Source organism: Streptomyces sp. NPDC088354 (assembly GCF_044753585.1).
GTDB lineage: Bacteria > Actinomycetota > Actinomycetes > Streptomycetales > Streptomycetaceae > Actinacidiphila.
The window spans coordinates 15,709-40,451 of record NZ_JBIVNJ010000037.1 but is presented as its reverse complement, the minus strand read 5'-3'; the positions used below and the strand labels follow the sequence as shown (position 1 = coordinate 40,451).

14 protein-coding genes are annotated in these 24,743 nt (G+C 71.1%); 9 read left to right on the top strand and 5 right to left on the bottom strand.

Annotated elements, in window-relative coordinates; translation table 11 throughout:
• The first annotated feature begins 3 nt into the window (after nt 1-3).
• The 5 genes from ACIP98_RS34370 (at nt 4) to ACIP98_RS34350 (ending at nt 8,183) form a co-directional block, all read left to right on the top strand.
• Complete coding sequence (locus ACIP98_RS34370; RefSeq protein WP_401979835.1) at nt 4-702, top strand: iron-containing redox enzyme family protein; 699 nt, start codon at nt 4-6, stop codon at nt 700-702.
• Nucleotides 699-2,396 carry an MFS transporter gene (locus tag ACIP98_RS34365; RefSeq protein WP_401979832.1) on the top strand — a complete coding sequence of 566 codons (1,698 nt, stop codon included), beginning with the start codon at nt 699-701 and terminating at the stop codon, nt 2,394-2,396. Before ACIP98_RS34370 ends, ACIP98_RS34365 begins: the two co-directional genes overlap by 4 nt.
• 161 nt (nt 2,397-2,557) lie before the next feature.
• Nucleotides 2,558-5,632, top strand: coding sequence for an AAA family ATPase (locus ACIP98_RS34360; protein ID WP_401979830.1), 3,075 nt, complete (start codon nt 2,558-2,560; stop codon nt 5,630-5,632).
• Nucleotides 5,633-5,763: 131 nt separating this feature from the next.
• Entirely contained in the window at nt 5,764-7,440 is a 1,677-nt protein-coding gene (locus ACIP98_RS34355; RefSeq protein ID WP_401979829.1) for a B12-binding domain-containing radical SAM protein, read from the top strand.
• 68 nt (nt 7,441-7,508) lie between these two features.
• The gene (locus tag ACIP98_RS34350) at nt 7,509-8,183 is read left to right on the top strand and encodes a 2OG-Fe(II) oxygenase (protein ID WP_401979827.1); all 675 of its coding nucleotides are present in this window, start codon (nt 7,509-7,511) and stop codon (nt 8,181-8,183) included.
• 350 nt (nt 8,184-8,533) lie between these two features.
• Here ACIP98_RS34350 and ACIP98_RS34345 read toward each other — a convergent pair whose 3' ends face one another.
• Nucleotides 8,534-9,163 (bottom strand): DUF6461 domain-containing protein, encoded by a 630-nt coding sequence (locus ACIP98_RS34345; RefSeq protein ID WP_401979824.1) that lies wholly within the window; start codon nt 9,161-9,163, stop codon nt 8,534-8,536.
• A 511-nt stretch (nt 9,164-9,674) separates the two neighbouring features.
• Between ACIP98_RS34345 and ACIP98_RS34340 the strand changes: the two genes are divergently transcribed.
• Nucleotides 9,675-10,112 (top strand): SUKH-3 domain-containing protein, encoded by a 438-nt coding sequence (locus tag ACIP98_RS34340; RefSeq protein WP_401979821.1) that lies wholly within the window; start codon nt 9,675-9,677, stop codon nt 10,110-10,112.
• Between the two features lie 459 nt (nt 10,113-10,571).
• Here ACIP98_RS34340 and ACIP98_RS34335 read toward each other — a convergent pair whose 3' ends face one another.
• Both ACIP98_RS34335 and ACIP98_RS34330 read right to left on the bottom strand, forming a co-directional pair.
• Nucleotides 10,572-11,258: an alpha/beta hydrolase gene (locus tag ACIP98_RS34335; RefSeq protein ID WP_401979819.1), complete on the bottom strand. Its 687-nt coding sequence runs from the start codon at nt 11,256-11,258 to the stop codon at nt 10,572-10,574.
• A 275-nt stretch (nt 11,259-11,533) separates the two neighbouring features.
• Nucleotides 11,534-14,839 carry a GH92 family glycosyl hydrolase gene (locus ACIP98_RS34330; RefSeq protein ID WP_401979817.1) on the bottom strand — a complete coding sequence of 1,102 codons (3,306 nt, stop codon included), beginning with the start codon at nt 14,837-14,839 and terminating at the stop codon, nt 11,534-11,536.
• Between the two features lie 772 nt (nt 14,840-15,611).
• Here ACIP98_RS34330 and ACIP98_RS34325 point away from each other — a divergent pair.
• On the top strand, nt 15,612-20,261 hold the full coding sequence (locus ACIP98_RS34325; protein WP_401979814.1) for a family 78 glycoside hydrolase catalytic domain: 4,650 nt from the start codon (nt 15,612-15,614) through the stop codon (nt 20,259-20,261).
• Between the two features lie 353 nt (nt 20,262-20,614).
• Here ACIP98_RS34325 and ACIP98_RS34320 read toward each other — a convergent pair whose 3' ends face one another.
• Nucleotides 20,615-21,286, bottom strand: coding sequence for a TetR/AcrR family transcriptional regulator (locus ACIP98_RS34320; protein ID WP_401979813.1), 672 nt, complete (start codon nt 21,284-21,286; stop codon nt 20,615-20,617).
• A gap of 85 nt (nt 21,287-21,371) precedes the next feature.
• Here ACIP98_RS34320 and ACIP98_RS34315 point away from each other — a divergent pair, with 85 nt between their 5' ends.
• A complete protein-coding gene (locus ACIP98_RS34315) occupies nt 21,372-22,313 on the top strand; it encodes an aldo/keto reductase (protein ID WP_319660798.1) in 942 nt (313 codons plus the stop codon).
• Nucleotides 22,314-22,731: 418 nt separating this feature from the next.
• Here ACIP98_RS34315 and ACIP98_RS34310 read toward each other — a convergent pair whose 3' ends face one another.
• Entirely contained in the window at nt 22,732-23,298 is a 567-nt protein-coding gene (locus ACIP98_RS34310) for a helix-turn-helix domain-containing protein (RefSeq protein WP_319660797.1), read from the bottom strand.
• Between the two features lie 102 nt (nt 23,299-23,400).
• Here ACIP98_RS34310 and ACIP98_RS34305 point away from each other — a divergent pair, with 102 nt between their 5' ends.
• On the top strand, nt 23,401-24,381 hold the full coding sequence (locus ACIP98_RS34305; protein ID WP_401979810.1) for an NADP-dependent oxidoreductase: 981 nt from the start codon (nt 23,401-23,403) through the stop codon (nt 24,379-24,381).
• Nucleotides 24,382-24,743: the final 362 nt, after the last annotated feature.

The following is a 24,743-nucleotide window of genomic DNA, read 5'->3' as shown; positions in this document are numbered from 1 at the left end:
CCGGTGGAGGAGCAGTCGCGGTCCAGCAGGCTCCGGGAGAAGACCGGCCTGCTGATGCCGGCGGTGGACGCCGCGTCCCGTCGGATGTGGACGCATTCGCGCAGCGATGTGATGTACGTGGAGTGGCTCAAGACGCTGCACGGCACGATCCGCGCGACGGTACCCCTCATGCTGGCCGCCACCGAGCAGTGCGTGGCCCGCCAGGGTGATCCGGTCGCGGACATGCTGGGCCGCTACCTGTCCAAGCACATCCGTGAGGAGTACGGCCACGACCAGTGGGTCGCCGAGGACCACGCCCTGGCCGGCGGGGACCCCGCGGAGCTGCGGACGGCGGTGCCCGGGCCGGCGATCGCCTCGCTCGTCGGATCCCAGTACTACTGGCTGCGGCACGTCCATCCGGTGGCGCTGATCGGGCACATTGCGGTGCTGGAGGGCAACCCGCCGGGGCCGGGTCTTGCCGGGGACCTGGCGGCGCGCACCGGGCTGCCGGCAGATGCCTTTCGTACCATCGCGCGTCACGCGCAGTTGGACGTGCAGCACCGGGACGACGTGCTGCGTCTGGTGGACCGGCTGCCGCTCGACGCCGAGTTGGAGGATCTGGTGGGCGTGAGCGCGCTGCACACCATGCGGGGGCTGATCGAGGTGATGGAGGCCGTCGTGACCCGGGTCGAGGCGCGCGTACCCGTGGCCGTTGCCGGATGAGACGGCCGGGGACATGGGGGCTGCTGCGCGTCAGGGACTTCCGGTTGCTGTTCGGCGGCTCGGTCGTCTCGGGGCTGGGTGACTGGCTGGACCAGGTCGCGCTGCTGGTGCTGGTGACCACGGTCTGGCACGGCGGCGCCGGCGATCTGGCGCTCGTGGTGTCCGCGAGCATGCTGCCGATGCTCGCCGGCCCGTTCCTGGCGGTGCTGCTGGACCGCCGGCCGTCCCGGCGGACGCTGCTGGTGACGGACGCGGTTCAGGCCGTGCTGACCTTTGGGCTCGTGTTCGCGCCCGGGACGTACTGGGCCGCCGCGCTGGTCCTGGCGCGTTCGACGCTGGGCTCCGCGGCAGGCATCGCCGGCCAGATCCAGCTGCGCGCGACGGTGGAGCAGCGCGACATCCCGTCCGCCACGGTGCTGCTGCAGACGGCGACGCAGTCGGTCAAGATCCTCGGTCCGGCGCTTGGCGGTCTGCTGATCGCTCTCATGTCACCCCGGGCCATCTTCGCTGTGAACTCCTGCACCTTTGTCTTCGCGGTGCTGTGCGTATGGGCCCTGCGCGGTACGTCACAGCCTTCCAAGGAAAAGGGATCACGCTATTTGACGGAGCTGAAACAGGGTTTCGGCCACGTCTTCGGAACGCGCATCCTCCGTTCCCTGCTGTTCGTCATGTGCTGTCTCATGTTCGTCGTTTTCCTCTACGACTCCATGGCCGCGTTGATTGTCCCGGCGCTGGGAATGGGACCCTCGTACATCGGTTACATGGTGTCCGCCGTCGGAGTGGGCGGCGTGGTGGGATCCCTGCTCATGGGGCGGATAGCGACGCGGCTGAGGCCCTTCGTGACCATGGCGGCGGCCGTGTCCGTCATCGGCTGCATCATCGTTTTCATCGGATTCTCCATCGCTCGGGGAATACGTATTGACCCGGCACTCTGGCTGTGTGCTATTTTTCTGCTGGGAATCGCGAGCGCAGGAATCCTGGTCACTTTTCCGAGTGTCGTCCATTCGCAGACGCCGGTGGAACTCACCGGCCGGGTATGGGCGCTCATGAATTCCGTTCCCGTTCTGCTCAACGTACTGGCCCCGCCGCTCGCGGCACTCCTGGTCGCCGGGTTCGGCATCGGCCGGCTCCTGCTCGCCGCGGGCACGGCCCTGCTGCTGGTAGCGCTCGTGGTGGCCGTCCGGCTCGGCGGCGTACCCCGTCCCACCGAGCCGGAGACGACCGGCGCGAGCGACGGCAAGGCCGCCGGCGCCGAAGCCGGGGCAACGCAGGGCACGCAGACTCGCACGCCGGCCGGCCCGGCCATCGCCACGGCAGGCGGCCGGGCCGGCACGACGACCCACCAGGACCGGCACGACCGCGGGGGAGACCCACTCGCGCTCGCCACGGGCCCCGGCCGGACCACCGGTTCGGCCCCCCTCGACTCCGGCGCAACGCGCCGGGACCCCGCAGTCCCGCGCGACAGGCGCGCGGGCTCTTCGAAGGAGGACACCACCATGAGCGAGAAGATCGACAAGCTGGCAGCGGCGGGCTTCGTCGTCGCGCAGGCCACCGAGGCCCAGCAGGAGGTCCTGAAGTCCCTCAGCGACGAGGAGATCGGCGTCCTGCTGAGCGTCAAGTCCCGTGTCGAAGCGGCCGGCGCCGACGTCGAGGGCCACGTCGTCTCCGACCCCAGCGGCGGCTACCTCTGGTAATGCGCCAGGCACCACGTCCCGCCGACGGCGGTGACCGGTCCTCCGGCGGCCCCGCGGCCGACGGCGGGTCATGACTCCACACCGGCACAGGACCGGGTGGTTCACGGCGGTGCAAGCGCCGTGAACCACCCGGTCGTCCATGAGTGAACGGGCAGGAGACCATGAGCGTTCCCGACAGCTTGGCCGAGCCGGCAACGAAAGACTGCTCGGACTGCGGCGTCCGCAATCCCCCCGCGGCCCAGTTCTGCATGGCCTGCGGCACCGAACTGGCCCGGCCGGAGACCCCGGGCGGCCTGCGCTTCGTATCGGTGGTCTTCTGCGACGTCGTGGGCTCCACCGGCCTCGCCACCACACTGGAACCCGACCGCTGGGCCGCGGTGCTGGACGGCTACTTCACCCGCGTCGGCGCCCTGGTGCAGGAACACGCGGGCAAGGTGGAGAAGTTCATCGGCGACGCGGTCGTCGCCGTCTTCGGCGTCGACGCCCACGGGGAGTCCGCCGCCGCCGCGGCGGTGGCCGCCGCGTCGGCGATCGTCCGCGGCACCCGCGCCTACGCGGCGGAACTGGGCGAACTCCTGGCGGGGGACTTCCCCGTACGGGCCGCGGTCGCCTCGGGGCACGTCGCGGTCAGCGCCCGGACCTCCAGCTTCGTCATCGGATCAGTACTCAACCGGGCCGCGCGCCTGCAGCAGTACGCCCCGGACGACGGCGTCATCGTCGACCTCGCCACCCGCCTCCAACTACCCGACGACGTGCCGCTGCACGCCGTGGAACCGGTCGCCGCCAAGGGCTTCGACCAGGCCGTTCCCGCCTGGGTCGTCGGCGCGTCCGGCGCCGCGCCCCGGTCCGGCGACGGCCCGGTCCTCGGCCGCGACGCACTCCTCGGCGAACTCGCCACCGCCCTCACGACCGCCCTGGAACTGCCCGCCGCCCGCCCGCTGATCGTGGACGGCGCGCCCGGCGTCGGCAAGAGCAGGCTGGTGGCCGAAGCCCTCGACCGCTGCCCCCCGCACGCGACGGCCCTGCTGACCTGCCCGCCCGCGGGATCCGGGCTCGGCCTCCTGGCCTGCTACCTGCTGCAGGACGAACTGGAACAGGCCGCCGCGGCGCCGTCGGCCCGCGTCGAAGTCACCGCGCACGTCACCGGCCTGTCCAGCCGCGCCGAACGCGCCGTGGCGCAGGACCGCGGCGAGCTCGTACGGGCACTCGGCAGTGCACTGGCCCGCTTCCGCGGCGACCGTCCCCTGGCGCTGGTGGTCGAGCGCGCCGAATGGATGCCGGACGTCCTCACCGACGTCCTGGGCGAACTGTGCGCGGCCGGACTGCCGCAGACCGCGGTCGTCCTGGTCGGCGTCACCGCTCCGCCCGCGCTGACCGGTGGCGCCGCACACCGGCTGACCGTACCGCCGCTCGCCGAACAGGACGCCCGCCTGCTCGCCCAGCGGCTCCTGACCGTACGCCAGGACGACGCCGAGGACTCCACCGCCGGACCGCGCGGCACGGACACCGCCGCACAGATCGCCGCCCGCGCCGGCGGCAATCCGCTCTACATCGAGCAGATGGTCGCCCTGCGCCGCTACGGGCAGGAAGGCGACGACTGGGTCCCGCCCTCCGCGCACGCCGCCCTCGGCGCACGGCTGGACCGGCTCGCCCCGCAGACCCGCGAGCTGCTCACGCTGCTGTCCGCCGCGGGACGCGACCTCGCACTGGAGGACCTGGCGGCACTGATGCCGTCGGCGCAGGTCGCCACGGCCGCGGCGGCCCTGGTCGAGGCGGGGCTGCTGGCCAAGGCGGAGGCACGCCGCGGCAAGCTGGCACCGGCCTACCCGGTGGTCGCCGAGGTCGCGCTGCGCCGCATGACACTCGCCGAGACCGCCGCCGTGCACACCCGGCTCGCCCGGGCGGTGGAGTCCGTCGCCGAGCGCCGCCCGGCCGTCGCCGAACTCCTCGCGGGGCACTGGGAAGCCGTGCATACCGCGCTGCGCGGGGTGGAACCCTCGGCCCCCAGCACCACCGGGGCCGCCTCCGCCGCGGTCGGCGCACTGGGCGCCGCCGCCCGGTTCGCGCTGTCGCGGGGCCGTCCCGAACTCGTGCTCGGCCTCACCGAACGAGCCCGGCGGCTGACCCCCGACGACAGCCCGGCCACCTGGGACATCGACGTCCTGGAGGCGTACGCCCTCGGCAGCCGGGGGATGCCGAAGGAGGCCCTGGAACGTGTGGGGCGCGTGCTGGCCGCCGATCCCGGCCGGATCCCCGAGGCCGCGGGCATCCACGCACGCCTCAACGCGCTGTACGCCGGCACCTATGTGACCGGCGAAGCCCCCGCCGTGTCCGACGACCCGCACTACCTCGCGGCCGTCGGCGCCGACAGCCCCGAGGCGCGGGCGGGAGCACATCTGTACGCGGGCCTGCAGGCCCTGCGTTCGGGCGACCACCCCGCGGCCGAACGCGAGCTGCACGCGGCGCTGCGGGCCGCCGACGGGGCACCGCAGTGCCTCGGCCGGACGGAGATCTACGCGAATCTGGCGATGGCCCTGGTCAACGGCGACACCCCGGTCCCGGCGGCCCTGGCGGACTGCGAGCGCCTGCACCGGGAGGTCGCCGGGTCGCGCCTGCTGTCCTCGGCGATCGCGGTGCCACTGGCCCTGGTCCGGCACATGGCCGGGGACCTCGCCGGTGCCGAAGCCACCATGGACGAGGCGGAGGAGTCGCTGCGCGAACTCGGGCAGGGCACCGGCGCGGCGATGATCGCCGGCTGGCGCGCGGTGCTCGCCGCGAGGGCCGGGGACTGGACGGAAGCGGCCCACTGGTCCTCCGTCCAGGGCGAGCGGTGCGATGCGCTGGGCATGACCCAGCAGGCGCGCATCGCCCGCCTGCACGTCGAACTCGCCCTGGCGATCGGCGGAGAACCCCTAGCCTTCCAGGAGCCCGCCACCACGGCGGAACCCGAGGACGACCCCACCCGCCCGTGGGTCGAACACGCGGTGGTCCTCCAGGCCCGTGCCGCACGGTCCCTGGCGGCGGGCGACCGGCACACCGCGGCCGCATACCTGGACGCCACCCTCGACCACCTGTCTGCGGTACGAGGCAGCGGCGCGCTGATCAGCCCGCTGCTGTGCGCGGCCTCCCTGGCCCGCCGCACCGGCCTGCCCGTCGCCGAACGGGCCCTGGGCGTCCTCGGGGAACTGGTGGACCGGAAGCAGGACCGCGGCGTGCGGCTGCCGCGCCCGGCGTGATGAACGGCCCCGCAATCCGCGGCACGCCGCCGAGGTCCCGGCCCCGGACCCAGGAGGACTTGGCCCGCCCGTGACCCCTGGGGGAACAGACCCCCGGACCGCCCCGACGAACCTCGAGAAAGCAGCCGCCCGTGCGTGTTCTCCTGCTGTACGCCAACCCCCACCAGGTGTTGCCCGTCAGCCCCTACGGACTGGAGGTCATCCGCGCAGCCGTCGACGACCTCGCACTGCCCGTCGAGACCAGCATGTGCAATCCCTTCCTCGAGTCCCTCGACCCGCGGGCGCGCCTGACGCAGGTCCTGGACAGCACCAGGCCCCACCTGGTGGCCCTGTCCGTGCGCAACATCGACAACGCGGTGGTCGCCTGCGACCCGAAACCCGGCCCCGACGGACGCTGGATCGACGTGGTCGACTACCTGGAGCCGATCGCCGGTCTCACCGCCGTCCTGCGCGCCTGGAACCCCGAACTGCCGGTGGTGGCCGGCGGCGCCGCCTTCACATCCTGCCCTGCGGAGGTAATGGACCGGCTCGGCCTGGACTTCGGCATCGCCGGCCCCGGAGAGGCCGCCTTCACCGAACTGCTGCGTGCCCTGGCCGACGGCGGGACCCGCGACCTGCGGCGCCGGACGGCCCACGTGCTCGCGACGCTGCCGGGCGGCCTGGCCCGCGCCGCGGACGGCTCGATCCCGACCGCCCCACCCCCGCGCACCGGCGTCCTGTCCCGGCCCTCGACGGCCCTTCCGGCGATCGCCCCGGAATACGTGCTCTTCTCCAAGGCACGCGGCATCCCCACGGCACTGCGCTCCCACGCGGGCTGCCCGCTGCGCTGCTCGTACTGCATCGACCACGTCAACATGCGGCGGGTCGACGAACGCCCCGCCGCGGCCGTCGCCGAGGAGGCCGAGCACTATGTGCGACGGTACGGGCTCACCCACTTCCACCTGGCCGCGCCGGAAGTGAACCTGCCCTACGAGCGCGCCCTGATCGAGGTGTGCGAGGCACTGGCGAAAAGCCGGTACGCCGAGGCCGTCACCTGGCACGGCTACTTCAACGTCAAGCCGTTCTCCGCCGACTTGATGGACGCCCTGGTCCGGTCCCGATGCGTCCGCCCCAGCTTCTCCGTGGACGCCTTCGACGACCGCATGCTGCGCGGCCACCGCAAGAACTACCGGCTGCGCGACGTCGAGGACACCTTCGGACTGCTGCTGCGCCGCAGGCCGCCGTGGATGCAGGTGCAGGTCGGCGTCCTGTTCGGCCAGCCGGAGGAATCAGCCGCGAGCCTGGAGAACGCCATCGGCCACATACGCCGGCTGGCCGACAGGGGAGTGTCCGTGAACTACTCCTGCGGCCTGCGGGTGTACCCGCACACTCCGCTGGCACGGACACCTCTCGACCCCCAGCACCTGTACAGGGCATCCGGCCCGGTCGCCCGGCCCGGCGAGACGCCACGGCTGATCCCTCCCGGCGAGCTCCTCACCCCACTCGTGTACTGCGCACCCATGCCCCCGCGCGAGCTGGCCGCCTATCTCGCCGACCGCTTCGCCGACTGCCCGAACGTCGGCTTCATCGACGAAGGACCGGTGAAGGAAGCACGCATGCCCGCGTGGCTGCCCCCGCTGAACGTGGCCACCTGGCACCTGGCCCACGGCCGCGTCGACGACACCGCGCAGATGGTGCGCCGGGTGCTGGGCGAAGGTGACGCGACCGGGATCCGGATGGCACAGCGCCTCTTCCAAGAAGCGGCGGCCGCCCCGGAAACGGGGTCGCCGGTGCCCTCGGCAGCCGGCCGGCCGGCCGTTCACCCCTAGCCACCTCTGGACCCCTGGGCGACGAATCGAGTCCCGCCGCCACCGACCCGATCCCACCGGAGGACACCGTGCGACTGACCCACCGGACACCCGACTTCGCCGTTTTCGACGACTTCCTCGACCCTGGTGCCGCGGGATCGCTGTGGGAGCGGCTGCGCGACGAGGAGTTCCACTTCGTCCACGGCCGCCGAGAGGGCGCGTGGAACAAGGTGTACGGGCTGCTGGACGGCAGCCCGCTCAGCGGCCCCGGCACGATACACGACCCGGACGGCCACTTCACCGGACGCTTCCCCGACCACGCGAACCACCCGACGGGCGCCGCGACCGACTGCGTGGCGAAGCAGATCGAGGAGGCGACGCCGGAACTCCTGCCCTGGACCGGCCGCTTCGGCGAGGACTGGCACGCCTTCAGCTACCGGCCCTTCCTCTACCCCCAAGGTAGCGGGCTCGCCTGGCACGACGACTCCGGGAACCGGGCGGCCTCCTTCGTCTTCTACGCACACCCCGAGTGGCAGCCCTCCTGGGGAGCGGAACTACTGGTCTGCCCGGCGCCGTCCGGCGTCCTTCCCGTCGCCCGACGCCACGCCCGCCTCACCGAGCAGATCGGGCACTACGTCGCTCCGCTGCCGAACCGCCTCGTCGTCATCCGGTCGGGCGTCCCCCACATGATCAAGAAGGTGGAACCCCACGCCGGGGACCGGCTCCGGGCGTCGGTCGCCGGGTTCTTTCTGCGCAGGGCGTGACCTGAACCGTCGCGTGAGACACAGGTATGAAGAAGAGCTTGAACAAGGTCTTCCGCGGCATCGACCGGGCGGGGTCCCACCACGACACAGCCCTGGTCGCACTCCAAGTCCCCGCTCCCGGCGGCTGTCGTGCGGTCGGACCACCCGAAGCCCCGCTTGGGCGGCAAGCCGGGTGAACGACCGATGACCGCGTCGGGGGCCCGCTCGGAGCAACGACGGCCGCTCGCGGGATCCAAGCCGGGCGGGGAGCCTGCGGGCCCCACTCTCCGGACCGGCGTGGGGCCCCCGCCGAGGCTCCGACCCAACCCGGCCAGGACGCCGGCCGAACGATCGCTCCACCGTCGGCGCGGTCAGCTGCGCTCCGGTGGAGGCCAGACGAAACCGGGGCTCTCGTAGAGCGCATAGGCCGGCAGCCGCACCTCCTCAACCTGCTTCCGGGGCAGGGACAGCCCGAACCGGTGCTCCAGTACCCCGAACGTCCGGCGCTTCTCAGCCGCGTAGTCCATGCCGTCGTCGTGCAGACGTTCACCATCGGCACACAGGACCCCCGTGCGGATGAGGTCCGGTAGGAGGAAGTCCGGGTCATGACCCCACCGGATCCCCTCTTCCGTGATGCCGAAGGAGCAGACGGGAGCACCGTCTCGCAGGTACGCGAACTGCATCGGCGGGTGATCGGGCTGGGGGTCGAGGCGGACGATCTCCACCCCGCCCCGAGACAGTTCCTCAAGGACGTCGGCACTCTGCGGGAGCCCGGACTCCACAGCGAAGGACCATCCGTCCGAGGAACCGACCCGCACGATCACGGAGTCCCACCCGTGGGCGAGATCCCAGGCCTCCGAGGCGGTCAGCAGCGGGGCCGACGAGCCTGGCTTCGCACCAAGCCGTATCGCGAGTTCCTCCGGGCTGATGCCGCGCGCGAAGGTGACGCAGTCCATCCAACGATCCCCCGCGTCGATCAGCCACCGGATGCCGTCACTCATGAGCCCTCCCCTGTCGATGGTGGGCACATCCTGTCGGGGAGCGCTGACAGCGGCGGGACAGGGGTCAATGTTCAGTCCAGCGGGCCCAGAGTCGTGATCCTTGCGTGCTGCACCGTGGCCGCGCCTGGGGTTCTCAGCGAACTCCGCCTCTTGTAGCGCGCTTTCCTTCCGTGTCGCGCGCCGACAGCGGGAGAAGGCCGGACTGACATCGCCCGCCGGCCCCAACGTCGCCGCATAGCGATGGACTGAGCCGAACGTGGGCGGAGCCGGGCACCGTGAGTCGGCAGGGGTTTCTGCTGTCCGTATGTGCCTGGGCTCGGACGTGTGAAGCGGTGGTCAGCGTGGGGCGCGAGGTCCATAAGGGCTGCGCCCTGACGGGCGTTGTCGGATACGCTCACCGCCATCCCGTGACTGGGGTGTCTTGGGGCCCGCAGGACAGAGCCATGACCCCTTTGGAAGAGCTATGGGTAGAGTCTTCGAACCGGAACGGTTGGACATAGCGACCCAGGCCATGCTGGAGCATGCCGGCTGGTGGCCTGAACGTCACGTCGGGATGACCGGGAAGGCGCGGGAGTTCGCCGACTGGGGCCTGCCGATGCATCCGCTGGCCCGCTCGATCCTAGAAGCGCTACACGGGCTCACCGTGGAACCAGTTGGCCACGGCGGGGCCAACTTCTACGTCGACCTGCTCCGCTTCGACCCCAACCTGGCGGCCGATCGGGAGATCCTCACGGAGTTGGCTGACCGCTTCGGCCCCTTGAAGTTCTTCCCCGTCGCGCTGATGTACGTTGACGGCCTCTACGTGTCAGCGCGCGGTACCACGGTCTGCCACACCCAATGGGAGCACTGGCTGGTCGCAGAGTCCTTCGAAGAGGCGCTGGACCGGCTGATCTGCCTGACAGGAGAGGTCCAGCGTTTCACGCGGCCCTGGAGAGCACCGTGCCAGTAACGAGTTCGGGGGCGGGGGAGGTGGCGCTCTTCGCCTACGGCCCTGATGCCGACGCGCTCTTCGCCGTCATGGAACCTGTCCTGTGCGACTTGCCGTTCCGCCCGGCGAGTGTGGTCTTGCGCTACGGATCCGCGTCGGATCTCTCCGCTGCCGAAAGGCTCGTGGAGCTTCAGCACGGGTCGGCATCGCGCGTCAGGCGGCCTGGGCTGGGTATCCGGTCCAGCCGCGAATCGGAGATTCGGGGGCAAAGCTGGACTTCGGCTCTGCATGGCGGTTCCGCCGGCGACCGGGGGCGCCGTACCGACCGCGGTACGGCGCCCCCGGTCACGAACCGGCCGCCCGATCACCGGCCCCTAGGGCGTGTTTCAAAAGTGGATCTTGATGTGTCAAGATCCACTTCATGGGAAGGCACGATCTGACGAATGCTCAGTGGGCGGAGCTGGAGCCGCTGCTCCCCCATCAACGAGTGGTTGTGACTCCTTCATCTCGCCTGCGCAGGGTGTCGGCCTGCAGAAGTTCAACGATGAGGTCGGGCTGTCCCACGAACGGTGAGTGGCCCGTTTCCCACTCGCGCACGTCGGTGCAGCGTGAAGCCATCTTCCGCTGCAGGACCGGGTCGATAGCCAGGTCCTGCGCACAGACGACGTAGGTGGAAGGAGTGTGCTTCCAGCTATGGCGCTCCGGGACTCCTCGCCCGCAGCCGGGGGATTGCGCACGCAGCAGGCCAACTGCCCAGGCGGCGAGAGGTTCGGGACAGTCGCCGTAGAGGGTGTCGGCCACCCGGTCGGGGTGCAGGCTGGTAGAGCCGTCGGGCTCGAGGTTGATCGCGTCCAGGAGCTGCGGGGACGCGCCACCCAGACCGGCCGCGCTCTCGCCGACATCCGGCACGAAGGCCGCCAGGTAGACCAGGTGTCCCGCTCCGCGCACCCCGGTGATCACCGACCCGCCGTAGGAGTGACCGAGCACAATCGGAGGCTCCTGCAGCGCGTCGATGGCAGCCTGGACCACGGCTGTGTCAGCGGGCAATGAGCCCTTGTGGAGCTCGGGAACGACGACCTCGGTTCCTGCGGTCCGCAAGCGTTCTGCCACCAGGGCAAAGTGCTCGGGACGGTGATACAGGCCGTGAACGAGCACCACGGCGGCCAATTCGCCCGCCTCCTCAGGTCGGCGTCAGGTCAGTGATCTTAACTCTGGACCGTGGCCAGCCATCACTCATCACCTTGATCCACTTCTGAAACACGCCCTAGGGGCGTCGGCCCCGAGCGGGAGGCACTGCCCGGCGGCCGGAAGGACTGGCCCGGCTCGGCCTTCCCCTCCGGGACCCGGAGTACGTACCGAAGCGAGCGCACGCGCGAAAGGGGCGGGGTGGGGGCGGGGGCCGCCCCCCCCCCCCCCCCCCCCCCCCGCCCCCCGTCGCGGGATCAGGCCGTGGCCACCGCGAACACGTGGATCACGCCGCCGTCGGTCGCGCCCGGCAGGGTCACACTCGCCAGCCGCTTGCCCGCCTGCAAGGAGATCGGCGCGGTGGCGAAGACGTCCGTACCCACCTGGTCCACCCCGCCGCCCGACACATCGCGGTACGGGGTGTGGAGCGCCACGACGTTGCCGAAGGACGGCTGTTGGGTGCCGCCGCCCAGCGTCCAGTCACTGAACCCGATCGGGGCCTCCTGGGTCGTGCCGTCGGTGTACGTGAGCGTCACCGTGCCCGTCGTCGTGCCATTGATGGCGCTGCCCAGCAGGCTCAGCTTCGTCGCGTCCGGGGAGCCGGCCGACAGGTCGAGGACCTGTGGCGCGCCACCGCCCACCACCTCGATGTTGTCCGGGTCGCCCGGGTTCACCGCGGGCCAGGTGAAGTCGAAGCCACCCGCGGAGACCGTGCCACCGGGCTTCGCGCCCGCTGCCGCGAGGGCCTTTGCCGAGTAACTCCAGCCCTGGCCATCGAAGTTGGCCTGCGGGTTGCTGTCGTCAGCCGAGATGCCGGTGTTGTTGAGGTTCCACAGGACACTGTCCCGCGCGGCGACGGTCACCGCGAGCGACGTGCTGGGCACGGCCGCGCCGGACGCCGAGGTCAGTGTCACCGGCACCGTGTAGAAGCCGGGCCGGGTGTCGGCCGCGGCCGTGACGGTGAACTTCTCACTGCCCGAACCACCGCCGGGCACTTTGAGGTCACCCTCCGACGGCGTCACGGTGATGCCCTTCGGCGGTGTCGCCTTCCAGTGCACCGTGGCGGCCGCGTCCTCGATCGTCTGCACCTTGACCTGGGAGGCGGTCCCGTTGCTTCCCGGCTCGACCTTCACCGTGCTGGGCGCGGTCCCGGTGAAGAACGGCACCCCGCCCTCGCGGAAGGACGGCGGGGCGTCGGCCGGGGCGCTGCCCCAGGACTTGTCCGGGGTGCTGCCCAGCGTGTAGTCCAGGGTGCCGCCGTGCGTGACGAAGGAGGCGGGCACCCACGGCTTGTCGGACTTCTTGCCGTCGGTCCGCAGACCCCGTATGTACAGGTTCTCCGCCGAGGCGCCCGGTGCGTTGACCGTGATCTTCTTGCCGTGCCCGGTACGGATCACCGCACGCGGGAACAGCGGCGCGGAGAGCACCAGGTCCGCCCGGCTGGGCACCTGCGGGTACATGCCGAGCGCGGAGAAGACGTACCAGGACGACATCGTGCCCGCGTCGTCGTTACCGGGAATGCCGCCGGGCTGGTCGGTCCACAGCTTGTCCAGCTCCGCGCGTACGGTTTCCTGGGTCTTCCAGGGCGCCCCCAAGTAGTCGTACAGGTAAGGCGCGTTGATGTCGGGCTCGTTGGTGGGGTCGAAGCGCGTGGGGTCCTGCGCCGAGAAGTCGAAAGCGCCGTCCGGTGTACGGAAGAACGCGTCCAGCCGCTTCACCGCGGTCTCGTTGCCGCCCATCGCGCGGGCGAGGCCCGCCACGTCCGAGTAGACCATCCAGGTGTACCGGGCGCTGGTGCCCTCGACGAAGCCGCTCTCGGTGCTCGGCGAGAACGAACCGCCGACCCAGGTCCCGTCCGCCTTCCTGTCCCGCATGTAGCCGCCCTGCGGGGTCGCGTTCGCGTCGAAGACGTACCTCCACGCGCCCGAACGCTCCAGGAACTTCTTCTGGTTGGCGCGGTCACCGATGGCGCCGGCCAGTTCCGACAGCCCGTGGTCGGCCGCCGCGTCCTCCAGTGTCTCGGCCGCGCCGCCCCAGCAGTGGCAGCCGTCCGACGGTACGTAACCGAGCTTCAGGTACTTGTCGAGCGCGGGGCGCTGCCCGACACACTCCACGTTGCAGCCCGCGCTGTCCGAGTCGTTCGCCGTCGGCACGGTCGCCGCGGTGATCAGGGAGCGCAGCGCGCCCTTGACGTCGAAGTCGCTTCCTCCGAAGGCGTGGATCCCGGCGAGCGCGGCGGCCGACGGATCGCCGGACATCACACTGGTCTTGCCGTTCTCCAGCAGCCAGCGGTCCCACTCGCCGTCGCGCTGGCCCGCGTAGTTGAAGAGGGACTGGGCGTAGTCGCTGCCCGCCTTCGGGTTGAGCAGGGTCATCAACTGCACCTGTGCGCGGTACTGGTCCCAGCCCGAGAAGGTGCCGTACTGCGCCTTCTGACCCTTCGCCAGCCGGTGCGGCTTGAGGTCCGCGCCGAGGTAGCGCCCGTCGACGTCGCTGGTCAGCGTCGGTTCCAGCATCGAGTGGTACAACGCGGTGTAGAAGGTGGTGCGCTGGGCGTCGGTGCCGCCGCTCACCTTCACCTTGTCCAGCTCGTGCCGCCACGCCGACTCCGCCTGCGACCGCACCGAGGCGAAGGTCTCGCGGGGCGGGTTCTCGGTCTTGAGGTTGGCTTCCGCGTTGGCCGCGCTGACGTACGAGATCGCCACCTTCGCCTGGACCTGCGTCGTGCCCTGAGCGAACGTCACGTACGCGCCCGAGCCCTTGCCCGCCGCCGGGATGCCGTTCGTGCCGTAACCGGTGCCACCGGAGGCCGAGGTCGATCCCGGGTTCAGAGTGGTGTCGGTCCAGGTGCCGACCTTCGCGAACGGCTGGTCGAAGTGCGCGGTGAAGTAAAGGGTGTAGAGGTCGTGGGTGTTGTTCGCGTTCATCGGGCCGCAGAAGTTGCCGGCAGTGACGGAGCCGGTCACGGTCCGCGCCGCCTTGTCCACCCGCACGGTCGCGTCGCCGCTGCCCGTCTCGGAGTTGGACGTACGGAACAGCATGCTCGCGGGCTTGTCGGCGGGGAAGCCGAAGCGTCCCGAGCCGGTGCGGGGGGTCGTGGTCAGCTCCGCGGACGCCCCGCTGGCCAGCCCCACCTTGTAATAGCCCGCCTCCGCGGTCTCGTCCGCGTGGGAGAACGAGCTGGCGTACTTGGCGTCGGTGGCGTCGGCGGAGGGGGAGGAGTCGACGTCGCCGACGTACGGCATCACGGGGATGTCGCCGTTGGCCCCGTAACAGCCGACGCCGTTGAGGTGGGTGAGGCTGAAACCGCGGATCTTCGTCGCGCCGTACTCGTACCCGCCGGGAGCGGGGGTCGAGATCTGGCCCCGGGTGTTCTGCGGGCTCCAGGCGAGCATGCCGAAGGGCTGCACGGCGCCGGGGTAGGTGTTGCCCGCATTGGTCGAGCCGATCAGCGGATCGACGTACGCCACGGTGTCCTGCACCTCGCCCCTGGCCGAGGTGGCCGTCGCGGCCGTCGCGGGGACGGCGGCGGCGAGGGAGAGGACGGTACCGAGTGCCGCCACGAGGGCGACCGCCGCGCCGCCGGGGGTCCGGCGCCGTGGGGAGCGTAGCTTCGGCCGGAACCGCCCCGCGCGAGAACGACCTGATTGTATGTCTGACACCGTTGTCTGCCCTTCATTTAGTCCGGACAACGCCTCATTAGACAACGTTGTCAGGGTGCGGACAGGATGCTCCTCCGGTTGATCGCCAGGTGTCAAGAGTGCGCGTGCAGCGAGATGTGCCCAGCGCCGCTCGCGCACGATCACGAGGGGCGCGCCTATCAGGGCCGCTCGCGGACGCGCGTCGCCGGCCGGCCTCGGATCTGTCCTCGATCCGCGCCGATGGTGCGGGCGTCGCGATCTGCGACGGCACCCCGTGCCTTCCGATCCGTCGCCACCCCGCCGCTGCCCTGGCCGCCACGGCGCGAGCCATGACGAATCGGTGCAGCGACGACAGCGGCGCTCCGGCGGCTTGAGCCGGAGTCCTCGGGCGGCGAGTCGAGACGTCGGACACCGCGCTCACCCGGCGATGGGGCTTGCCCGTTCCGCGCCGGCCCCTGAACAGCGAGCCATCGCCCGACCGGTGGCCCCGTCGCAAAGCGTGGGCGACGGGCTCAGGGGCCGGGCCACCGGATCGGCCCGCTGCATCGTGGAGGGGATGGCCCCCTCGACTTAAACCGATTCATTGATCTCTCGAATCTGTTCCATCAAATCTGTCCAACTCGTTGCCATGGAGGGGTGATCGCCGCCAGGGTGTCATTGAAGCGTTTCAGTACCCCTTTCTGGAGGAGCGCCCGTGCGTCAGCAGATCGCCGCGGTGGTCGCTGCATCAGTCCTCGTCGTGGTGGCACCCGCGACGGCGACGGCAGCGAGTCCACCCGCCGCCACCGCCACCCCCGCCGCCGCTGCAACGAGCGTCGGCGATCTGACGGTCAACGCCCTTGACGACCCGCTCGGTATCCCGTTGACGGCTCCCACCCTCGGCTGGCAGCTCGACTCCGAGCGCCGCGGCGTCACGCAGCGGGCGTACGAGATCCACGTCGCCTCTTCGGCCGACCGCCTCGCCAAGCCCGACGTCTGGGACAGCGGCAAGGTCTCCTCCCGTCAGTCGGTCGACGTCCGCTACGGCGGTCCCGCGCTGCAGCCGCACACCGACTACGTCTGGTCCGTCCGCGTATGGGACGACCGGGGCATCGCCTCCAAGTGGAGCGCGCCCGCCACGTTCGGCACCGCTCTGGGCGACCGGCCGTGGACCGCCGCGTGGATCGGTGCGGACACACCGGCGCTGAGCGCCAAGTGGACCGACTACACGATCAAGTTCACCGCCTCCGACATCAACGGGGCGCTCGGCGTCTACTTCCGCGGTCAGGACACCGAGAACGCCTACATGTGGCAGATCAGCGACGCCGATGACGCGCTGCGCCCGCACGTCAAGCGCAACAGCAACTACTCGGTCCTCAAGGCGACGCCGTTCCCGGCCGGGTTCGACTTCGCCGCCGAGCACGACTACGCGATCGCCGTCGACGGCGACACGATCACCACCACCGTCGACGGCAAGCAGCTCGACCAGCGCACCGATGCGACGTTCGGCGGCCCCGGCACGATGGGCTTCCGCACCAGCGGCGCGGAGCGCGGTCTGGTCCGCGACGTCACGGTCACCAGCGACGACGGAACCGTCCTGGTCGACACCGCCTTCCCGGCGGGCGACCGCACCTTCGCGTCCGGCACCGTGACCGCCGGCGGCCTGCGCGTCGACAGCGCGGGCGGCGAGGCCTGGCTGCGCCGCGACGAGCCTGTCCCGCTGCTGCGCAAGGAGTTCGACCTCGGCGGCAAGAAGGTCGCCCGGGCACGCGTGTACGCATCGGCACGCGGCGTGTACGAACTGCGGCTCAACGGCGCGCGGGTGGGCGACGCCGAACTCGCGCCCGGCTTGACGGCGTACGACAAGCACATCGACTACCAGACCTACGACGTGACCCGGCAGGTCCGCGCCGGCGCCAACGTACTCGGCGCCGAGGTCGCACCGGGCTGGTACAGCGGCAAGGTCGCCATGTTCGGCACCGACGTGTACGGCAAGGACGACTCGGTGATCGCCGAGATGCTCGTCGAGTTCACCGACGGCACCAGTGCCACCGTCCGTACCGACGGCACCTGGACCACCACCGGCGGTCCGACCCGCGAGGCCGACCTGCTCGACGGCGAGTCCTACGACGCACGCGTGGCGAAGCAGGTCGGCGGCTGGGACAAGCCCGGCTTCGACGACGCGAACTGGGCCACCGCGGACGTCCGCGACGAGCCGGTGAACGTACTCGAGCCACAGACCGCCGTCGACGTACGGGTCACCCAGGAGCTCAGGACCGCGAAGCGGATCGCCTCGCCGACCGCCGGCGTCTACCTCTACGACCTCGGGCAGAACATGGTCGGCCACGTACGCCTCACCCTCAAGGGCCGGCCGGGCCGCACGGTGACGATCCGGCACGGCGAGGTGCTCAACCCCGACGGCACGCTCTACACCGCGAACCTGCGCACCGCGAAGGCGACCGACCACTACACCTTCGCCACCGACCAGCCGGAGACCTTCGAGCCGTCGTTCACCTTCCACGGCTTCCGGTACGTCGAGATATCCGGCGTCGACCAGGCCCCCGCGGCCGAGGACCTGACCGGTGTCGTCGTCGGCACCGACGGTGACCTCACCAGCAGCCTCGACACCAACTCCGACCTGGTCGACCAGCTGCACAGCAACATCGTCTGGGGCATGCGAGGCAACTTCCTGTCGATCCCCACGGACACCCCGGCGCGCGACGAGCGGATGGGCTGGACCGGCGACATCAACGTCTTCGCCCGCACCGCCGTCTACAACATGGACGCACAGTCCTTCCTGACCAAGTGGCTGCAGGACCTGCGGGACACCCAGCGGCCCGACGGCTCGCTGCCCGGCGTCGCCCCCGTGGTCCCCGGCCGCTTCGACGGCGGCTACGAGTCGGCCGGCTGGATGGACTCCGGCGTGCACGTGCCGTGGACGGTGTGGCAGGCGTACGGCGACACCGACGTCATCCGTGAGAACTACGACATGATGAAGGGTTACGTCGACTTCCTCGACGCCGACTCCACCGGCCACATCCGCTCCGCCGGCGGCTACCTCGACTGGCTCAACCTCGACGACGCGACCCCGGCCGACGTGCTCGACACCGCGTTCGTCGCCAAGAGCACCCGCGAGTTCGCGCAGATGGCGGCCGCCATCGGCCGGGACGGCGACGCGGCGGCGTACCAGCAGCGCTACGAGGCGATCAGGTCGGCGTACCAGGCGGCGTTCATCGGCGCCGACGGCACCGTGAAGGGCGACAGCCAGACCTCGTACATCCTGACCCTGACCAACGGCCTCGTCCCCGCCGACCGGCGCGACGCGGTCGTCGCCAAGTTCGTCAAGACCCTCGAGCGCCGCGACTACCACCTGTCGACCGGCTTCCTCGGTGTCGACGGACTGCTGCCCGCACTCACCGAGGCGGGGCGCTCCGACATCGCCTACCGGCTGCTGCAGAACAAGGACTACCCGTCCTGGGGCTACGAGATCGGGAAGGGCGCGACCACGGTCTGGGAACGGTGGAACTCCATCAACCCCGACGGCACCTTCAACGACGTGGGGATGAACTCGTTCAACCACTACGCGTACGGCGCGGTCGGCGAGTGGATGTACCGCACCATGGCGGGCGTTTCGGCCGCCGAGCCGGGCTACCGCAAGGTGCTCATCGCCCCCGAGCCCGGTGAGGGCATCGACCACGTCGACTTCAGCCACCAGACGCCGTACGGCACGGTGCGCAGCGCGTGGAGCACGACCAGCGGGACGATGAAGCTCGACGTCACCGTGCCGGCGAACACCACCGCGCAGGTGCGCATCCCGGCGGCGAACCGCTGGGCGGTCACCGAGGGCGGCACGCCGATCAGCGAGGTCGACGACGTGAGATACGTCGAACAGGCCGGCGGGGACGTGGTGCTGGAGGTCGGCTCGGGGCGCTATGCGTTCGCGGTCGACCCGGTGCTCGGGGACCTGGGGGCGGCCCGGGCGCAGGCAGCGTCGTTCTCCGACGGTGTCGACGCGCTGCAGGTGCGTGGGGCCGGCAAGATCGCCAAGGGCCACCTGCAGGTGCGCACCGCCCTGATGCGGACCGAGCTCGCAGCCGCCTGGCGCCTGCAGAGCGAGGGCGCGGACGAGCGGCCGACCGCCGCCGCAGTGCACCGTGCGCTCGCCGGCGTGGCTGACCTCGACCGATGGACGCGGACGTACGCCGAGCAGGGCACGATCGACAAGACGGCGGCCACGGCGCTGCGTGATGCGCTGACCGGCATCGAGCAGACCCTGTCGCGGGCATCGTCGCGCCTGGTCGGCGCAGTCGCCGGCCTGGAGGTGCCGGCCGACGAGATCCTCCCGGGCGATGTCGTCCGCGTGACGGTGGCGTTGAAGAACACCGGCAAGCGGCCGCTGACCGGCGTCGATTCGTCCCTGCACGCACCCAGCGGCTGGACGGTGAAGCCGGTGGGCCGGCATGCGTCCACCACGGGTGCGGGCAGTACGCTCGAGCACGCCTACGACATCACGGTGGCGACCGACGCGCAGGCGTCCATGGCCGACCTCACCGGCTCGGTGTCCTACCAGTACGCGGGAGGAACGGCGACGCTCCCGGTGTCGGCGGGCCTGCCGCTCGCCCCCGGCGTCGCCATCGACGGTGTGTCCACTACGCCTGACCCGGCCGGCCCGGGCCAGGAGGCCACCGTTGCCACCGTGCTGACCAACCGCACCGATGTGGTGCAGTCCGGCAAGCTCACGCTCGCCCTCCCTGACGGCTGGCCGACGCCGAACCCGGTCGGCTACCGACTGAACCCGGGGGAGAAGAGGACGGTCCAAGCCGTCGTGACGGTGCCGCTCACCGTCGTCGGCCAGGCGGCCACGGTCACCGCGGCGACCGGCTCGACGCCGGCGGAGCAGGCGACCGGCACGATCGCGGTCTCGCTGCCCACCCCGCCCGCGCAGTCCAGCGACCACATCGACCTCGGTGACGGGCCGTCGGAGTCCGCCCACCGGCTGACGGCGTCGGAGCACTCGGGGACGAACATCGAAGCCGGGCTGACACGGCGCTACACCCACTCCTCCTACCCGGGGGGCTGGCTGGAGTTCGACGCCGCCGTACCCACCAAGGGTCGTTTCGTGGTCCGCGTCGTCGAGACCTTCGACGGCGCCCGGCGCAAGACCTACGACGTCCAGGTGGACGGCAAGGTGGTGCACAGCGTCGACCTCCAGCGAAGCGAGGGCGGCCAGGGCACCATCACCCACCAGTTCGTGGTCGACCCCTCCGCCGGCACGTCGGACGGCACCGTGCGGCTCCGCTTCCAGGACACCGGCGCCGACTACGACCCCTCGATCGCCGACGTGTGGGTGATGCCGGCCGACTGATGCGGCCCGCGACACCTCGTGTGCCTGAGCACCCCCGCGGTGGGTGCTCAGGCACACGACCCGCGGCGCTCTCGAAGTGGGCGAAGCCGTCCGCGCCTCCGGGGGGCCGGGAGCCAGGTCCGCGGCGAGCGCAGCAGTCCGCTCGGCCGCCGCCAGGGCGGCTGCCACTGGGGATCGGAGGAATGATCGACAGGACGTCGTCGGTCACGGGCCCACTCGATTCGTCGGGCACAGGCGTTCGGCGGGTGCCGCGACCGTGGGGCCACGTGCCGACCGGCCCTGCCCTGGGTTCGTCACCCGTGGATGGCAGGGCCGGTGGCGGCGAGGCCGCCGTCAGGCGAACCGATCCGACATCACCCGTTCACGTTCCCGGTCGTCGGGGTCCTGGTTGCGGGGCCGGTCCTTCGGCGCCCGGCAGGTGGGCGCAGCGCGTCGACGATGAGGTCGAAGAGCCGGCCGGTCTGCTCCGGGGTGTTGCTGGCCGCCGTGGAGAGGAAGACGCCGAGGAGCATGGCGGTGACGTCCTCGGCATGGACGTCTGCCCGGAACGAACCCGCTCGCACCCCATTCGTGAGGATCGTTTCGATCGCCGAGGTGACGCGCTCTCGCGTGGTCGGGGTCGCCATGCTCCCCGAAGCCCAGCCGGCGCGAAGCGTGTCGATCATTCCGCGTTTCGTTGCGAGGAATGCCGCGTACCGGTCCATCCACGCGCGGAGCGCGGCCTCGGGTGGGAACTCGGCGAGCAGGGCGGGGGCGTTCGTGGTGACCTCGTCGAGTTCGGCGGCGTAGACCGCTTCGACGAGTGCCTCGCGGGTGGGGAAGTGGCGATAGAGGGTGCCGATGCCGACTCCGGCCTCGCGGGCGATGGTCTCGAGCACGACCGGCTCGGCGGCGGTCGCGAAGGCGGCCCGGGCCGCGGTCAGGAGCTTCTCGCGGTTGCGCCGCGCGTCGGCGCGGGCCGGACGGGCTGTGGCGACGGCGGGGTCGGCTGGGACGTCGGGGGACGCCGGATTGCGGGGACTCAAAGCGGAGGAACCTCCGGTAGTGCTAGGGTGCAATGAAACGGATGCTCCTCCGTTTCTTCCATCATCGCATGAGGACGGGATGTCCATGCCTCCTATCGATACCCCCTCCGCCGAAACCACGCCCACCGGCGCTTCCCGCCCCGGCGGCCCCGCACTCCTCGCCGGCCGAACCGTCTCCCGGATCGGATACGGGGCGATGCAGTTGCAGCCGCACGGTGGCCGCGCCGCGGCTGTCGCGGTCCTGCGGCGCGCGGTCGAGCTCGGCGTCGACCACGTGGACACGGCCCAGTTCTACGGCGACGGCTTCGTCAACGACGTCATCCGCGAGGCGATCCGGCCGGAGGACGGCGTCCTGGTCGCCAGCAAGGTGGGCGCCGACTCCCACCCCGGCGGAGCCGTCCGGCTCCGCCTCGCGCAGCGGCCCGAGGAACTCCGGGCAAGCGTGGAGGACAACCTCAAGAGCCTCGGACTCGACCGAATCCCGCTGGTCAACCTGCGGCGCACGGACACCGGGCCCGGACTGCGTGCCGAAGGCGACCAGGTGGTCGATGTCGACGACCAGCTCGCGGTCATGGTCGCGATGCGCGAGGAGGGCAAGATCGGCGCGATCGGGCTCAGCAGCGTCACCCCGGACGTCCTGCGGCGAGCGCTTCCGGCGGGCATCGCCTGCGTCCAGAACGCGTACAGCCTCGTGGCACGCGACGACGAGGACATGGTCCACCTCTGCGCCGCCGAAGGCATCGCCTGGGTACCGTACTTCCCACTCGGCAGCGCCGTTCCCGGCCTCCGGAAAGTCACCGACGAGCCGGCCGTCGTCACCGCGGCGCGATCCCTGGGCGCCACCCCCGCCCAGGTCGGTCTTGCGTGGCTCCTCCACCATGCCCCGAACGTCCTCCTCATTCCCGGCACAGCCAACGCCGAGCACCTCGAAGCGAACATCGCGGCGGGTGCGGTCGTACTCGACCACGCGACGCTGGCCTCCCTCGATGCCGTCCCACGGGGACAGGGAGACGCCGCGCAGGGCTGACTCACGCACGGCCGGTGACCTGCTCGCCGCAGGCGCCGGCTCGCGGTGAGATGTCATTGCGGCCCTTGCGCACGCGGCCACCGACGGAGGATGCCTCAGCCTGACGGTCATGCGGACGACCACACCAGGTCGAGCACCATCGCTACCCGGAGTCCGCTCCCGCACGGGCCAACCCGCCCGCGTCGGCGAGCACGGGCCACTTGGGGCAGCCGGTCTCCACGTTCGCTGTGCCTGGAGTCGTTCGCGAAGGTCGATCTCCTGGGCGGTGAACGGGGCTTCGGGCGGATATGGACGAGCTTGGGGTGTGCGGCGACATCTCGCCCACAGCGGTGACTTCGGCCCGGCGCGCGCCCCGTACAAGAAGGCGACCGAGCGGGACACGATAGGGGCAAGCGGCGCGGCCCGGCCGCTCGGCAGGTCAGTGACCGGGCGTGCGGAGCCCCGCCAGAAGCAGGTCCAGCAAGATGCGGATCGCCTCGGGCCGCCGGGTGGCCTGCGTGGGGCGGAGCGAGGACAGCGCCATCAGGACGACGCGGACGTCTGCGACGGTGGTTCCTCGCCGCAGGACGTGCTGCTGGTGTGCGCGGGCGACGAGTTGTTCCAGTGCTGCCGCGTGGGCCTGCCGGTCGGCACGAAAGGCGTCGCCTGCGGTGTGCGAGCCCAGCAGTGCCTCGTTGAGGCCGGGGGCCCGGATCTGGTGTTCAGCGAACTGGCGGATGGCTCCGCTGAGCGCGGTCCAGGCGTCCGGCTCTTTCTGTGCGGCCTGCATGTCAGCCCGGCAGGCGGCCACATGCCCGGCAAGGGCCGCGCTGATCAAGTCCGTGCGGGTGGGGAAGTGTCGGTACAGCGTCGCGATGCCCAGCCCGGCGCGCCGCGCGATCTCGCGCATGGGGAGGTCCACGCCCTCGACGGCGAAAGCCTCGCGGGCGGTCGCGATGATGTGGTCATGGTTGTCGGCCGCGTCGGCCCTGACTTTCCGAGTCACTTTTCCCCGCGTCCCTATCGTCTTCCCCTGTAGTGGAACAGGTGCTCCGGAACCATGTTTACCTCATGGAGCGCGCGGAGACTCCGGGCGGGAGAGGTGATCATGTTTGCTGTGCAGTTCAAGCGGTTCGGCCCGCCGCAGGTCCTGACCCTGGGCACCGTGCCAGAGCCCCATCCCGGCCCCGACCAAGTCCGTATCGCCGTCAGGACCGCGGCGGTCTCACCCGTCGATCTCGCACTGCGCGAAGGCTCGTCCCCGGCGGGCAAGCACCTCGCCCTGCCGCATGTTCCCGGCGTCGATGCCGCCGGGGTGATCGACGAGATCGGTGCTGAGGTATCGGGTTACGCCGTCGGCGACGAGGTCTTCGGCGCGGTCGACGTGGCACGGCTGGGTGGGGCGAGCGCGCAGTACGCGGTCCTGGACTTCTGGACCCGCAAACCGCACGGCATGACGTGGGCCGAAGCCGGCGCGGCGGGCACCGGCATCGAGACCGCGACCCGGGCCCTCGACCTGCTCGACATACGGGAGAACACGACGCTGCTGGTGGACGGTGCGGCCGGCGGCGTCGGCAGCATCCTCGTACAGCTCGCGGTGGCACGCGGCGCCCGCGTGCTGGGCACCGCGCGCCCCGACAGTCATCAGTTCCTCAGGGAACTGGGGGTGGAACCCGTGGACTACGGGCCGGGTCTGCCGGCCCGGGTCCGCGCGGTGACCGCCGCTCCGGTCGACCGGGCACTTGACGTGGCGGGGGCCGGGTCGCTGGGCGAACTGATCGAACTGGCCGGCACCTCGGAAAGCGTCGTCACCCTGGCTGACTTCGGGGCATCGGCTTACGGGGTCAGGCTGTCTGTGGGCCGCCTCGGCGGCGAGCCCGACGGCGTCCACGGGCTGACGTCAGCCACAGCGCTCGCCGAGCGGGGCCGCTTCCGCGTTCCGGTCCGGGACATCTATCCGGCTCATCAGGCGGCGCGGGCACACGAGACAGCCGCACAACCGCCCCGACGGGGAAAGATCGTCCTCGACATGACCCGCACCAGTGAGGTTGCGGGCGTGGTGTCGGCGGGATCAGTCCGGTTTGGGTGAGGCACCCGGTGATGAGGTCGCTGCGGTACGGGAGCTTTCGCAGGCCGTGGCGGAGGGCGCGGATGAGGTGGCCGGGGTCGGTGAAAGCGGTGTTGGCCTGGGAGCTGCGCCGTAGCGGCGACCAGATCCCCCCGACGGGGTTCCTGTGAAGACGGCCGCATCGCCGGTCTCGTCGAGTTCCGCGCATCGAGCGATCAGGTACGGGTTGCTGAGACCGGGCAGCGACTCGCGCGGCTCAGGATCGACGGCGAGGAGAACGGCTTTGAGCCTGTCGGGACACGCCTGCCGGCCCGGTGGCAGCGGGCGCCGCCCGGAACCGGAGCCGACGGATCCTGAACTGGGCAAGCACTGCCAGTTGTCCC

Excerpts from the sequence above, each read along its gene's own strand:
- ACIP98_RS34365 (WP_401979832.1), top strand. The coding sequence starts at position 699 with ATGAGACGGCCGGGGACATGGGGGCTGCTGCGCGTCAGGGACTTCCGG.
- ACIP98_RS34360 (WP_401979830.1), top strand. The coding sequence starts at position 2,558 with ATGAGCGTTCCCGACAGCTTGGCCGAGCCGGCAACGAAAGACTGCTCG.
- ACIP98_RS34345 (WP_401979824.1), bottom strand. The coding sequence starts at position 9,163 with ATGAGTGACGGCATCCGGTGGCTGATCGACGCGGGGGATCGTTGGATG.
- ACIP98_RS34340 (WP_401979821.1), top strand. The coding sequence starts at position 9,675 with ATGCTGGAGCATGCCGGCTGGTGGCCTGAACGTCACGTCGGGATGACC.
- ACIP98_RS34315 (WP_319660798.1), top strand. The coding sequence starts at position 21,372 with ATGCCTCCTATCGATACCCCCTCCGCCGAAACCACGCCCACCGGCGCT.
- ACIP98_RS34305 (WP_401979810.1), top strand. The coding sequence starts at position 23,401 with ATGTTTGCTGTGCAGTTCAAGCGGTTCGGCCCGCCGCAGGTCCTGACC.